The sequence below is a fragment of the Allobosea sp. 05T422_2 genome (assembly GCF_056396265.1).
Genome location: NZ_JBFTLD010000165.1, coordinates 1 through 14655, shown reverse-complemented (window position 1 = coordinate 14655; position 14655 = coordinate 1). Strand labels below are relative to the sequence as shown.

At 67.6% G+C, this 14655-nt stretch carries 9 protein-coding genes; 1 reads left to right on the top strand and 8 read right to left on the bottom strand.

Features of this window, described 5'->3' with window-relative positions:
* Positions 1-384 (top strand): autotransporter domain-containing protein (locus AC1DJT_RS23910; RefSeq protein WP_476835005.1); only part of this gene is annotated, 384 nt, incomplete at its 5' end.
* A gap of 132 nt (positions 385-516) precedes the next feature.
* On the opposite strand, the gene AC1DJT_RS23905 is transcribed toward AC1DJT_RS23910, so the two are convergent.
* The 8 genes from AC1DJT_RS23905 to AC1DJT_RS23870 all read right to left on the bottom strand — a co-directional run.
* Positions 517-1665 (bottom strand): Gfo/Idh/MocA family protein, encoded by a 1149-nt coding sequence (locus AC1DJT_RS23905; RefSeq protein ID WP_476835004.1) that lies wholly within the window; start codon positions 1663-1665, stop codon positions 517-519.
* Positions 1662-2711 (bottom strand): sugar phosphate isomerase/epimerase family protein, encoded by a 1050-nt coding sequence (locus AC1DJT_RS23900; protein WP_476769899.1) that lies wholly within the window; start codon positions 2709-2711, stop codon positions 1662-1664. Before AC1DJT_RS23900 ends, AC1DJT_RS23905 begins: the two co-directional genes overlap by 4 nt.
* Positions 2712-2715: 4 nt before the next feature.
* Positions 2716-3750, bottom strand: coding sequence for a LacI family DNA-binding transcriptional regulator (locus tag AC1DJT_RS23895; RefSeq protein ID WP_476769900.1), 1035 nt, complete (start codon positions 3748-3750; stop codon positions 2716-2718).
* Between the two features lie 2 nt (positions 3751-3752).
* On the bottom strand, positions 3753-4706 hold the full coding sequence (locus AC1DJT_RS23890) for an ABC transporter permease (protein ID WP_441508217.1): 954 nt from the start codon (positions 4704-4706) through the stop codon (positions 3753-3755).
* Positions 4703-5647 carry an ABC transporter permease gene (locus tag AC1DJT_RS23885; RefSeq protein WP_441491060.1) on the bottom strand — a complete coding sequence of 315 codons (945 nt, stop codon included), beginning with the start codon at positions 5645-5647 and terminating at the stop codon, positions 4703-4705. Before AC1DJT_RS23885 ends, AC1DJT_RS23890 begins: the two co-directional genes overlap by 4 nt.
* Entirely contained in the window at positions 5644-7143 is a 1500-nt protein-coding gene (locus AC1DJT_RS23880) for a sugar ABC transporter ATP-binding protein (RefSeq protein WP_476770014.1), read from the bottom strand. Before AC1DJT_RS23880 ends, AC1DJT_RS23885 begins: the two co-directional genes overlap by 4 nt.
* 2 nt (positions 7144-7145) lie before the next feature.
* Positions 7146-8180 carry a substrate-binding domain-containing protein gene (locus tag AC1DJT_RS23875; protein ID WP_476835003.1) on the bottom strand — a complete coding sequence of 345 codons (1035 nt, stop codon included), beginning with the start codon at positions 8178-8180 and terminating at the stop codon, positions 7146-7148.
* Positions 8181-8400: 220 nt separating this feature from the next.
* On the bottom strand, positions 8401-14655 hold a 6255-nt coding region (locus tag AC1DJT_RS23870), incomplete at its 5' end, for an autotransporter-associated beta strand repeat-containing protein (RefSeq protein WP_476835002.1).

Genomic DNA, 14655 nt, shown 5'->3' with positions numbered 1-14655 from the left:
GCCCTGACCGAGGCGAACTGGGCCGGGGCCAATGCCGGCGCGCTGGCGCTCGCCCGGCGCAACGACATCACCTCGCGCAGCGAGCTTGGCCTGCAGCTCGACTATGCCAGCGGGCTGAATGGGCTGCCTGTCGCCGGCTATCTCCGGGCGARCTGGGCGCATTACTACCAGCGTGACGCCGGTCTCTCCGCCTCGATCGCCGGCCTGACCGGCTCAGGCTTCGCGGTCGAGGGCGCCAGGCCCGCCCGCAACAGCGCGCTGCTGGCCGCCGGGCTTGACCTCAGGCTCAGCCCCTCCGTCACGCTCGGCGCCCGCCTCGACGGCGAGCTCTCCGGCTCCACCAACCGCCTCGGCGGCCAGGCCCAGATCAGGGTGAGCTTCTGAAAGCAACCCACTGCAGCAATGAGCTGTTCCCGCCAAGGCACCTTACCGAAGCGAACGCCCAGACCAGCGCCCGGGGGAGCTTTGAAACTCCCCCTGATCCAGCCGCACGCGGCTCGCAGGGTGGCAGCTCCTTCAGCCCTTCAGTTTCGTCCAGCGCGCGTTTGCCTTCGATGAGGCGACCGCGGCCTCGATGAAGGCCATGCCCCGAAGCCCGTCCTCCAGCGTCGGGAACGTGCAGTCGCCAGGGATGGGTTGTCCGGCCTGGCGCGCCCGGATGGCGGCGGCGGCCTCCCGGTAGATCGTGGCGAAGGCTTCGAGATAGCCTTCGGGGTGCCCGGCGGGGACACGGGTGACACGTTGCGCTGCCGCATTGGCGCCGCCGGAGCCGCGCGTGACGATGCGCTGCACCTCGCCGAAGGGCGACCATTTCAGCTGATCGGGCTGTTCCTGCGCCCATTCGAGCCCGCCCTTGTCGCCATAGATGCGCAGGCGCAGGCCGTTCTCATTGCCCGGCGCGACCTGGCTCGCCCAGAGGCTGCCGCGCGCGCCATTCTCGTAGCGCAGCATGACCTGGACATTATCGTCGAGACGCCTGCCGGCCACGAAGCTGGTGAGTTCGGCCGAGATCTCCGTCACCGCGAGCCCCGAGACGAAGCCCGCCAGATGAAAGGCATGCGTGCCGATATCGCCGATCGACCCACCGGCACCGGAGCGTGCCGGGTCGGTGCGCCATTCCGCCTGTTTCTGGCCGGTCTGTTCGAGCGCCTCCGTCAACCACTCCTGGGGGTACTCGACCTGGACGACCCGGATGCGGCCGATCTCGCCGGCTGCGACCATCGCCCGGGCATGGCGGACCATGGCATAGCCGGAATAGTTATAGGTCACCGCGAAGACCACGCCCGCACGGTCCGTCGCCGCCTTCAGGCCTTGCGCCTGCTTCAGGCTCGTCGCCAGCGGCTTGTCGCAGATCACATGGATGCCGCGCTTCAGGAAGGCGAGCGCGGCGGGAGCATGCATGTGGTTCGGCGTGACGATGGCCACGGCTTCGATGCCGTCGCGACGTCGCGCTTCGGCCCGCGCCATCGCTTCGAAATCGGCATAGACCCGCGCCGGGTCGAGACCGAGCGCAAGGCCCGAGCGCAGGGCCTTTTCGGGCGTGGCCGAAAGCGCCCCGGCGAGAAGCTCGTATTCGCCGTCGAGACGCGCTGCCATGCGGTGCACTGCGCCGATGAACGCGCCCTCGCCGCCTCCCACCATGCCGAGCCGAATGCGCGCGTTCATCGGGTGAGCCCCAGGAGTTTGCCGTTGGTCGCGCTGTCGGCGCCGCTCGCAGCGAAATCGTCGAAGGGCCGTTCGGCCCTGCGGATCATATGGCTGCGGATGAACGCAGCACCTTCGGCTGCTCCCTGTTCCGGGTGCTTCAGGGCGCATTCCCACTCGACGACCGCCCAGCCCCGATAATCGTACTGGGCCAGCCTCGAGAAGATACCGGCGAAGTCGACATGCCCGTCGCCCGGCGAACGGAAACGGCCGGGCCGCTCGACCCAGCCCTGATAGCCGCCATAGACGCCGGAACGGCCGGTCGGGTTGAGCTCGGCATCCTTGACGTGGAAGGCCCGGATGCGCGCGTGGTAGATGTCGATGAAGGCGAGATAGTCGAGCGCCTGCAGCAGGAAATGCGAGGGATCGTAGAGGATGGTGGCGCGTCGATGCTCACCAACCGATTCAAGAAAACGCTCGAAGCTGATGCCATCATGGAGATCTTCGCCGGGATGGATCTCGTAGGCGAGATCGACGCCGGCCTCGTCGAAGGCGTCGAGGATCGGAGTCCAGCGTCGGCCCAGTTCCGAAAATGCTTCCTCGATGAGGCCCTGCGGCCGCTGCGGCCATGGATAGACATAGGGCCAGGCCAAGGCACCGGAGAAGGTGGCATGCGTGGCGAGGCCGAGATTTCGCGAGGCCTGGGCGGCAAGTTTCAGCTGGTCCACGGCCCAGGTCTGCCGCTCGGCAGGCTTGCCGCGCAGAGCTGCCGGCGCAAAGCCGTCGAAGAGCAGGTCATAGGCCGGATGCACGGCGACCAGCTGGCCCTGGAGATGGGTCGATAGCTCGGTAACCTGGAGGCCATGGCGATCGAGCCTGGCGACGATGTCCTCGCAATAGGATTTCGACTGCGCCGCCTGCGCCAGATCGAACAGCGCCGGATCGTTGGTCGGGATCTGGACGCCGACATAGCCATGCCCGGCCGCCCAGCCGGCAAGACCATCGAGACTGTCGAAGGGCGCCGTCGGGCCGACGAACTGCGCGAGGAACAGGGCTGGACCTTTCATCGTCTCATTCCTTCGTTCTCAGGTTGGGGTTCGGGCAGAGTGGCACAGGAGCGGTGGAGCCGCGCACGACGAGGCGTGTCTCCATCACCAGATTGGCGGCGGCCGGCTCCTCGCCGAGGAGACCGATCATGCGCGCCATCGCCTGTCGCCCGATATCGAAACGCGGCTGGTGGATCGTGGTCAGCGGCGGCATGAAGGCGTCGGCGAGCACGATATCGTCGAAGCCGACGACCGAGACCTCCGTGGGGACCGAAAGCCCGCAAGCGCGCAATTCGCTGATCGCACCGAATGCCATCTGGTCGCTGGCCGCAAACAGCGCCGTGAAACCGGTCCCGGTCTCATTGAGACGGCGCACGGCCCGGCGGCCGGCGTCCAGGCTGAAATCACCCTCGACGATCAGCGCCTCATCGGCCGCGATGCCCGCTGCGGCGAGGCCGCTCCGATACCCGGCCAGCCGGTCGACCGCGAGCCGCTCCGGCAGCGGCCCGGTGATATGGGCGATGCGGCGGTGGCCGAGCCCGAGCAGGTGCTCGACGGCTTGCCGGGCCGCAGCGATGTTGTCGATCGAGACGGTCGGCAGCGCGAGCTCGGGAAAGGTCTCGAGCGCGATCACGATCGGCGGCAGCCGCGACAGCTCCGTCTTCAGGGCGTCCGGGAAGCGACCGACCATCAGGATGAGCCCGTCTGCGTGGCGCGCGCGCACCATGTCGACATAGTGGGTGATGCGCTCGTCGTCATCGCGCGCATCCCCCATCAGCACCTTGTACCCGGCCCGCATGGCCGCCTCTTCGACGCCTTTGTAGATCTCGAGATAGAACGGGTTCGAGATGTCGCGCACCAGCAGGATGACCGTGCGGGTCGCGCGGCTCCKGAGATTGCGCGCCTGGGAGTTCGGCACGAAACCTGTCGCCGCCACGGCCTCGAGCACGCGCCGACGGGTCTCCGGCTGGACCTTGTCGGGGCGCTGCAATGCCCGCGAGACCGTCGCCGTCGAGACGCCGGCGAGTTCTGCGACCGTGGCGATCGTGGGCACGCTCATGATCAGACCCGCAGCCTGGCCTGACGGCCGTAAAGCAGCATCAGCACCAGGAGCGTCAGGCCGAAGATCATCTGACGGCCATAGGTTTCAAGCTGCAAGGTCGTCAGCACGCTCTGCAGCAGCACGAGCGCCAGCGCCCCGAGCACCGTGCCGAGATAGCCCCCGGCGCCGCCTGCGAGCGATGTGCCGCCGATGACCACCGCGATGATCGAGGACAGGACGTACTGATCGCCGACGCTGATGAAGGAGCTGCCGGTGTAACCGATGACGCAGACACCCGCGAGGCCGGCGAACAGGCCTGAGAAGCCGTAGAGCAGGCAGCGGATGCGCGCGACGGGCAGCCCGACGAGCATGGCGGCGCGCTCATTGGCGCCGATTGCGTAGACGCCGAGCCCGAAGGCCGTGCAGCGCAGAACGAAGCCGAGCGCCAGTGCGATGACGGCCCAGACCAGGAGGATGCCGGGCAGCCCGAACAGCAACGGGCGATTGACGAAGGCCATCAGGGCTGGCGCGGCATTGCCGGAGGGTACGCCCTGCGAATAGACGACGAGGCCGCCCTGGATGATCGCGGTCATGCCGAGCGTCATGACCAGCGGCGGAATCCGGACCAGGGTGACGCCAAGCCCGTTGACCAGCCCGATGCCGAAGGTCACGCCGCAGGCGGCCAGCACCGCCGGCAGGATGGCGGCGTCCTGCCCGGCCATGACATTGCCGGCAATGACCGCGCCGAGCGAGACCATCGGCCCGACCGACAGATCGATGCCTTCGCGCCCGCCGAGAATGACGAGGTTCTGACCGGCAGCGACGATGCCGAGGATCGCGGCCACTGTCGTCAGGCGGACGATCTGGTCGCCTTGGGCAAAACCCGGCGACAGCGCTTCGCCGATGGCGAGCAGCAGCGCGATCGCCCCCGCGGCGAGCGCCAGCGGATTGGTGAGAAGGGCCCGCACCGTCATCGCCGCGTCACCAGCACGCCGCCGGCCAGTGCGGCGAGCACGATGACGCCCTGGACCAGGGTCTGCCAGGCGAAGGGCAGACCGGCGAAGAAGATGACATTTCCGATCATGCCGAGCACCAGCGCGCCCAGCACCGAACCGACAGGGCTGCCCGAGCCGCCGGAGAGCGCCGTGCCGCCGAGCACGACGGCCGAAATCGACGAGAGCGCGAGGCTCTGTCCGAGCAGCGGATCGCCGCTCGCCGTCTCCCCGGTCAGGCACAGGGCCGCGAAACCGGCAAACAGGCCGGACAGGGCAAAGGCGCCGATGCGGATGCGCTCCAGCCTGAGGCCGGTCTGGAAGGCACCGACACGGCTGCCACCGACGGCCAGCAGATGCGCGGCAAAGGGCCGGCGGGCGAAGACGAGCGCAAAGGCGAGCCCCGCCAGCAGGATCCAGAGCACGACCGGCAGCCCGAGCAGCGTCGCGCCATAGCTGCGCCAGAATCGCTCGGGCACCGGCAAGCCGGCCTGCGGCAGCACGAAGAGCGCCGCCCCTGCAAAGACGATACCGGTCGCGAAGGTGGTGACGATGGCCTGGAGCCGGAGCAGCGCGACGAGCAGGCCATTGACGAGCCCGCAGAGCAGCGCGGTCGTCAGCCCCGCCAGCATGCCGGCCAAGATGGCCGCCATCCCCTCGCCGCCGATCGCGGCGATGACGCTGACCGTCACCACATTGACGAGCGCGGCAATCGCGCCGACCGAGAGATCGATATCGCCGCTGAGCACGACATAGGTCTGGCCGATGGCGACCAGCGCCAGCGGCAGGAAAGTCGTGAGATTCGATTGCAGCACCGCCGGCTGGACGAAGGATGGCTGGAAGGCGGTGTTGACCAGGACGAGTACGATCAGCGCGGCGAGCGTCAGCATCCAGGGCCGGCTGCGGATCAGGGCTGCGCTCATGCCACCTCTCCATAGGAGGCGCGCGTCAGATGGAAGGGATCCAGCGTGTTCTCGGCGAGTTCGGCCACGATCCGCCCGGCGTTGAAGACGGCGACGCGATCGCACCATTCCAGCAATTCGGCGTCCTCGGAGGAGTAGATCAGGATGCTCGCCCCCGCGTCGGCGAGCTGCCGCATGATCGCCAGCAGATCGGCCTTGGCGGCGAGATCGATGCCCTTGGTCGGATCGTCGAGCAGGACGACGCGCGGCCCGGTCGCCAGCCAACGGGCGATGAAGACCTTTTGCTGGTTCCCGCCCGACAGCGTGCCGATCGCTGCGGAAAGGCTCGCATATTTGGTCCTGAGGCTGTCGGCATGCTGCGCGGCGCGCGGCACGAGCACGCTCCGCCGGACGAGCGCCCGCTTCTCGCGGACGAGGACGGCAGCGATCAGGTTTTCGAAGATCGAGCGGCCGCTCAGGGCCGCGTCGCGCCCACGGTCGCCGGAGACATAGGCGAGGCCGCGCCGGATCGCATCGGCCGGTCGGGCCGGCATGAAGGCCTCGCCCGCGAGCGTGACCGCACCGGAGGAAAACGGCAGGACGCCGAACAGCCCTTGCAGGAAGGCCGACTGCCCCTGTCCCTGCAGCCCGCCGAGACCGACGATCTCGCCCGGCGCCACCCTGAGCGAGACATCGCGCAGGCGCGGGTTCGAGACATGGGCCACGACCAGCCCTGCCTGTGCCTGTGCCGCAGGCGGGCGCCGTCCGGCAGCAGGGCGAAGTTTTGTCTCGCCAACCATGTGCCGCACGACGGTATTACGATCGGTCTCAGCCGTTGCGAGCTCGGCGACCGTCGCGCCGCCGCGCATCACCGTGATCCTGTCGGCGACGGCAAAGACCTCGTCGAGACGGTGCGAGATCATCAGGGTCGAGACCCCCTCGCCCTTGCGCCGGCGCAGGATTTCGAAGAGTCGCTCGGCCTGCCGCCCGTCGAGTGCCGCCGTCGCCTCATCCAGGATCAGCAGGCGCGGCCCGCGGGCAAGCACCTTCAGGATCTCGACGATCTGGCGCAGATCGGGCGTCAGATCGCCAATCAGCGCCTCCGGCGTCAGGTCCGGCCCCGCGACGCCCTCAAAGAGAGCGATCAGTTCACGCGCCCTCGCCCGCAAGCTCCGACGGTCGACGAAGCCCAGCCGCGTGCGCGGCTCATGGCCGAGGCCGAGATTGGCCTCGACGCTGAGCTGCGGGATGAGGCTGAGCTCCTGGTAGAACAGGGCGATGCCGGCGCGCTCCGCATCACGCGGGCCGCGGAAATGCCGCGGCTCGGCATCGATCGCAATGGTTCCCGCGTCAGGCGCGACGGCGCCTGCCACAGTCTTGCACAAGGTGCTCTTGCCGCAGCCATTGGCGCCGAGAAGGGCGTGGATTTCGCCCGCCTCGACCCTGAGCCGCCCATCGGAAAGGGCAACAACGGCGCCAAAGCGCTTGCCGACGCCCCGGGCCTCAAGGAGAGCCATGGCTATTTGAAGTACTGCTGGGCCTCGTCGGGCGTCACGACCGCAGTGACAGACCAGTAGCCCGGCTTGCCCTCCGCCTGCTTCAGAGCCGCCGGCAGGCTGGCATTGTCGACGAACGGAATCGGGATGTAGATGGCGTTGCCATACTGCCCCTTGAACACGCCATCCTTGAACTCCTTGCCCATCAGGCGCAGCACCGCGACGTTGAGCGCCGAGGCCATCACGCCCGGCGGATTGACCGAGGCGCCGGAGTTCAGCTTCTGCTCGGACCAGCGCGTCAGGAAATCCTTGCGGATCTCGCCAGTCGCAGCGGTCTGGTCCTTCTTGCCGGCGGCATCGATCGCGCGCCAGGCGCCATCCGCCATGCCGTCCTGCACCCAGACGCCGTTGAGCGCCGGATAGGTCRCGAGCAGGTTCTGCATCGCCTGCTGACCCTTGGCCTGGTCCCAGTCGGCATTGGCCTGGTTCAGCACCTTGATGTCGGGGTTCCTGGCGAAGACTTCGCGATAGCCCGCGACCCGCATCTCATTGGCAGGGTGTCCGGCGATGCCGTTGATGGTGACGATATTGCCCTTGCCGCCGAGCGCCTTGGCGAGCCACTCCGCCGATTTCATCGCCCAGTCCTTCTGGTCGATGCCGACATAGATCGCGTCCTTGGACGAGACCTCGGCATCGGTGGACACGACGAGGATGTTTCGCGCCTTGGCCTGGGCGAAGACCGGGTCGAAGGCCGTCGGGCTGTTCGGGTTGATGATGATGGCGTTGACGCCCTGGTTCACGAAATTGCGGACATGGCCGATCTGGCCTTGCACATCCACGGTCGAGCTCTGGACCACGACCTCGACATTGACGCCCTTCGCCTTCCAGGCGGCGGCCGCGGCCTGGGCCTCCTCGATCATCTGCGTGCGCCATTCGCTGCCGACCCATCCATTCGACAGCCCGATCTTGTAGGATTGTTGTGCACTCGCCGCGCCGCTCATCGCCAGCACTGCGGCAGCCGTCAGAAGTCCCCTGCGGGTTGTGATGCTGTTGATCATCGTTTCCTCCCTTGTCCCGTATTAATCGGGACTATCGGCAGGATGTAATCGATTGCATCGAGCGTCAATACGCCAAAGGGCTGGTCCGATGCCCCTAATGGGCGTCCTGGGATCAAAGCGGCGCCGTGAGGCGGCAAGGCCGGGCGATCTACGCCGACCGCGACGAAGCAAGGGGCGCCCGAGGGCACCTCTTGCTGAAGGTCTGGCAGGATCCGCCCGGTCAGAATTTGACGGCGAAGGTGCCCTTGACAGTCTGCTCGATCGCATGGGCGCTGTACTGGCCGCCATAGGACAGGCTGAGCGTCGCATTGGGCGACACGGCCAGGTCGAGCCCGGCATCGAGGACGGCCGCGTTCTTCGCGATCGGGATGCCCGTGATGCTGAACGGGGTGCCGCCAGCGAAGGACAGGAGCGAGGCTGGCGTGACGTCGCCGAAGGCGTGCCGCCAGGCGAGCGCACCGCGCAACTCCAGGCCCATGCCGTGCACGGTCACGTTCGTCGATGCTCTCAGGCCCAGAGTCGTGAAGGCGGTGCTCATGTCGGAGCTGCGGCCGACAAGAGCCGCCGCCGCGCCCCGCTCGGTAAAGCCGTCGCTCTGCAGGTTGACATAGGCAAGGCCGGCAAAGGGCTCGAGCGCGACGCGCCCGGCATCGATGCGGTAGCCCAGTTCGCCGAAGACCTGCGCGGTTGCCGCATTGTAGTCGCTCCTCAGCCGGTCGGAGAAACCGGTAAAGGAGACGGTGCGATCGACCGTGAGGTCGTGCCAGCTATAGGCGGCGCCGGCGCGCAGCCCGAGCGCGCCCCATTGGCCGCCGCCATAGAGACCGAGATGATAATTGTCGCTGTTGCCGGAGGAGATCCGGCCCTTCGCCTCGAAGGTCGAACGGCTGTAGCCGCTGTAGAAACCGACGCGCCAGTTGTCGAAGACCGCGGCATCGGCGCCGAGCAGGAAGCCGCCGCTTGAGCGCGAGAGCTTCGACACGCCGCCCTGGGCCTCATTACGGCCCCAGGAGCCAAAGCCCTGCCCCCAGACCGCGAAACGGTCGCTGGGAACGAGCCGCGGCATCGGCCCGGTGACGGGCGCTGCCATATCGGCCGTGAAGCCGTAGGTCATGACCGGCTGCTGCGCCGCCGCGACGGTCCCGAACGCCGACCTCAGGCGATCGATCGCCGTTCCGCGCACCACAGTGCTGTCCTCGACCAGGATGGCCTGCGCCGAGGCGTGCACTTCGCCCGACAGGGCGTCGAACGCCTGGCGCGCCGAGGGGGCATCGAGCTTGACGATGGCATCATAGACCGGATTGCCGGTGCCGAGCCGTTCGCCTGCCGTGCCCAGGCTCGTCTGGTWGCGGGTCTGGCCGACGCTGCCGAAGGAGACATCGTTGCGCGCGATCGTCAGGTAGGTTTGCGCGGCATCGTAGCTCAGGCCCGGGGTCAGGAAGGCGAAATTGCTGGTCACCGAGGTGAACTGGCCGGAAACACCGCCTGCTGCATCGAAGAGTTTGAAGCGCGCCGAGGGCGGCATCGCGCCCGAGATGGCCGCGATCGCGAGCGTGGCGCCGGAGAACGTGATCGTGCCGGTCGAGATGATCTGGTCCGACTGGCCGGCGCCATTCACCTCGACCTGATAGATCGAGCCCGGCGCGAAGCTTACGTTGCCGTTGACGGTCAAGGTGCCGATGGAGTTGCCTGGCGCGACAATACCCCCGCTGAGCACGTTCAGTCGGCCAATCGTACCATTGCCGCCAAGCGTCGCGCCGCTTTCGACGGTCACGGCGGAAATGGCGAGCGAGCCGTTCACGGCGAGCCGCCCGGCCGCGATCGTGGTGGGGCCCGACAGCGTGCTGGTGCCGGTCAGGTTGAGCGAGCCGGTGCCCGTCTTGGTGAAGCGGCCGATACCGTTGATGGCGTTGGCGAACTGGGCGTCGCTGCCCTGGTCGATCACCAGGGCGGCGTTGTTCAGGATTGCGCCGCTGCCGAAGCTGGTTGCGCTGCCGCGCAACGTGCCGGCCGTGATCGTCGTGCCACCGGAATAGGTGTTGACGCCGGTGAGGTCGAGCGTGCCGGTTCCAAGCTGCTTCAGAGCACCCGTCCCGGAGATCTGGCCGGAGAAGGCGACCATATCGGATCGGTTGAAGGCCAGCGTGCCGCTAATGGCGACATTGCCGCTGATCGCCCCCGTCGTGCCGCCATCGCCGATCTGCAAGGTGCCGGCGCTGATCGCTGTGCCACCCGTGTAGCTGTTGACGCCGGTCAGGATCAGCGTGCCCGACCCCATCTGGGTCAGCGCGCCCGAGCCGGATATGGCGCCTGCGAAGGTCACGCTGTCCGAGCGGTTGAAGGCAAGCCTGCTGTTGTTGACGACCGCACCGGTCAATTCGCCCGTCGTGCCGCCGGCACCGACCTGCAAGGTACCAGCCGAGATCGTCGTGCCGCCAGTATGGCTGTTCGCTCCGGTCAGGACGAGCGTGCCCGCGCCAAGCTTGGCAAGCCCGCCGGTGCCGCTGAGCGCCTGGCTCAGAGTGAAGCTGTTGGCCGCGTCTGCGATGTCGAAGCCACCGCCATTGCTGCCCCAGCTCACGGCCCGGCTGGTCGCGGTGAAATTCGTGCCGGTTACGCGCAGCACGCCGCCGTTGAAGACGAGGCCGCCGGCCGCCTGGCCGAGATTGCCATCGGCGGAGACCGAAAGCGTGCCGGCATTCAGCAGCGTGCCGCCGGTGTAGCTGTTGGTGCCGGAGAGGACGAGCGTGCCGAGATCGGTCTTCACCAGTTCGCTCGTACCGGTCAGGCTCGATGCGATGGTTGCGACATAGGAGGCGCCGCCCGAGGTGCCGTCTCCGACACGGATGATCGCCTGCGTGCCGCTGAGGGTAACAGTACCGCCCTCGATCCTGTAACCGTCCGCTGCGAACTGCATGCCCGTCGCCGAGACCGTGCCGAGGCTCGTGTCGACCGTGACGATGCCGCTCGTGCCCTGGAAGACCATGAAGCCCGGGGCCGGCGCCGCCGGGCCATTGATGCTGCCGTTCTGGTCGGTCCAGTTGCCGCTGGTTGCGCTCCAGATTCCGGCGCCGCCATCGATCGCGCCGTTATTGGCGTTGCCCGCCGCGCCGCCGTCCCAGAATTTCAGGGTGAGGCCGTTGCTGTTGACCAGGTTGACCTGGCTCGCGACGGAGGTCTGCACCGAGAGATCGCCGGCCGAAACGCCGCTCGGCAGCGTGCCCAGCGTCAAACCGTTATTCGTCAGCGTGCCACCATAGTTGATCAGGCGGTAGATGCCGCCGCCGAAACCGCCGGTATTCGCGACATTGAGGGTGCCGGCCAGCGTGAGATTGCCGGTCACGTCGACGCGATCGCTGCCGCTCCCGGTCGGGAGATTGGGCAGGCCGAGATCGAAATCGAGCTGCGAACCGGAGGACAAGGTCAGCGCACCGACGCTGAGCGTGCCCGTGGTCAGGGTGCCGGGATTGGCACCTGGCGCAAGGCGTCCGCCGCTGGCGATGGTGACCGCACCGGCGATCGTGCCTGCGCCGGCCAGCGTCGCGCCGCTCTGCACCGTGACCGCCGTGTTGCCGAGCGAGCCCGACACCTCCAGCGTGCCGCCGCTGACCGTGGTCGCGCCAGTATAGGAGCTGGCGCCCGAGAGTTTGGTGACGCCCGTGCCGCCGGTTCCACCGGTCGTTTCGAAACTGCCGGTGCCGCTGATCGCGCCGGCGATCGTGATCGCGTTGTTCTTGTCGATGACGAGGGCGCCGGCATTGGCGATGGCGCCGCTGCCGAGCGAGCCCTGTGCGCCGCCGCTCCCGACCTTGAGCGTGCCGGCCTCGATCACGGTGCCGCCGCTATAGGTCATGCCATCGCCGAGGACCGTCGTGCCGGTGCCGCGTTGAGCGAAGCTGCCTGCACCGCTGACGGCATTGGGCATCGCATAGATATCGGAGCGCTTKACCGCGAATTCGGCGCCGGACGCAACCGTGACCGAGCCCGCGATCGAACCCGCCGCGCCGCCATTGCCGATCTGCAGGGCGCCGGCATTGACGGTGGTGCCTCCCGTATACGTGTTTGTGCCGGTGAGGATCGTTCGTCCGGTGCCGTTCTGCTCGACCGAGCCTGCGCCGACGCCGTCGGAAACGACGTGGCTGAAGATGTATTCGTTGATGCGGTTGAAGGCGAGGACGCCGCTATTGCTGACATTGGTCGCAAGCGCGCMAGCCGTTCCGGCATTGCCGATCTGAAGCGTGCCGGCAGCAATCGTCGTGCTGCCGGTAAAGGTGTTGTYGCCCGTCAGGGTCAGGCTGCCCGTGCCCGTCTTGGTCAGCGAGCCCGCGCCGCTGATGGCGCCGGCAAAGATCGAATCGGTGGTCGTGCCTGCGCTGAGCGCCCCGCCCGAACCGAGCTTGACCTCGCCTGCACCGCTGAGGGCGCCGATGCCTTGCGAGAAGCCGCCAAGGTCGAAGGACGCTCCCGAGGAGACCGAGACATCGCTGCTCGTGTTCAACCGGTTGTTGCCGCCGAGCAGCAAGGTGCCGGCGGCGATGGAGGTCGGGCCGGAATAGGTGCTGGCGCCGGTCAGGGTCAGCGTGTTGCTGCCAAGCTTGCGGAGCGCGCCATTGCCGGAGATCACGCCGGCGAAGCTGGCAGCGTTCAGGTTGTCGAATTCGAGCGTGCCGTCATTGAAAACAGCGCCACCGACCGAACCATCACTCGTGCCGTCATTGCCGATCCGCAGCGTGCCGCCGGTGGTGATGGTCGTGCCACCGGAAAAGGTGTTAACCGCCGTCAGCGTCAGGGTGCCGCTGCCGGCCTGGGTCAGTGAGCCGCTGCCGCTGATCACGCCAGCATAGCTAAGGTCGTTCGTGCGCTTGAAGCTGAGCGCGCCGTTGTTGAGGATGTTGCCGGAAATCGCGCCGGTCGTGCCGCTGTCGCCGATCTGCAGGGCGCCGGCGCTGATCGTCGTGCCGCCGGCATGGCTGGCCGCGCCGGTCAGGATCAGCGTGCCCGCCCCGCTCTTGGTCAACGCACCCGTGCCGGAAATGTCACCGGCGAAGCTCAGGCTGCCGGTGCGGTTGAAGGCGAGCGCGGCATTGTTGACGACATTGCCGACGAGCGAGCCGGTGCCGCTGCCATCGCCGATCTGCAATGTGCCACCGCTGATCGTCGTGCCGCCGGTGAAGCCGTTGGCGCCGGTCAGCGTGAGCGTGCCCGTCCCCGCCTTGGTCAGCGAACCGCCGCCGATAATGCCGCCGGCGAAGGTCGAGGAGGCACCGGCGTTGCCGACCGTCAGTGCGCCGCCCGTACCGAGCTGGACCGTGCCGGCGCCTTCGAGCTTGGCGAGGCCCTGTGCCCTGCCATCCATGTCGAAGGTCGCGCCCGACTGGACCTCGAGGTCGCCATCGCTGCCCAGCCGGTTGTTGCCGCCGAGCTTGAGCGTGCCGGCGACCACCTTGGTGCCGCCCCGATGGGTGTTCTCCCCGGTGATCGTCAAGGTGCCCGCACCGTCCTTAGTGAAGGTGCCGCGATCGCTGCCGCCGTCGAAGGCCCCCCCGGCATAACTGCTCGTGCCGGCCGTGTTGAAGACAAGGCTGGTGCGGACATAGATATTGCCGGCGATGCTGCCATCGGTCGTGCCGTCGCCGATCTGCAACGTCCCGAAGCTGACGGTCGTACCGCCGGTATAGGTGTTGTTGCCTGTCAGGATGAGCTTGGCGTTGCCGGCCTTGGTGACCTGGCCGGAGCCGGAGATGTTGCCTGCGAAGATGTAGTCGTCGCTGCGGCTGAAGGCGAGCATGCCGTCATTGACGACATTGCCCAGGATCGAGCCGGTTGTCGTGCCCGAGCCGATTTGAAGCGTCCCGCCGGAGATCGTCGTCCCGCCCGTATAGGTGTTGTCGCCGGTCAGGACGAGTTGGCCGGCCCCGCTCTTGGTAAGCGACCCGGTGCCGGAGATCACGCCGGCGAAACTCGACAAACTGGACGTCCTCAAGACCGTCAGCGCAGCGCTGCCGAGCTTGACCTCGCCCAAGCCGTCGAGCCCACCGATCGTCTGCGTGCGGCCGTCGAGATCGAAGACGCCCGCCGCGCTGTTGATGTTGAGCAGGCTGTCGCTGGAGAGGGCGCCGCCGGCGCCCAGTTTCAGAGTGCCGCCATTGATGTTTGTCGCGCCGGTGCTGCCGATGGCACTCGTGAGCGTCAGCGTGCCGCTGCCCGCCTTGSTTAGAGCGCCCGTGCCGGTGACCGTACCGCCATAGCTGATGCTGCCGGAGGTGTTGAAAGCCAAGGTACCGTTATTGATCACGGAGCCGAGGATCGTGCCATCGGTCGTGCCGTTGCCGAGCTGCAAGGTGCCGGCTGAGATCGTCGTACCACCGGTATAGGTATTGGTGCCGGTCAGGATCAGCGTGCCTACACCCGTCTTTGCCAGAGCGCCGGCGCCCGCGAGGCTGGCGCCGATCGTGCCGGCCGACAGGTTGAAGGC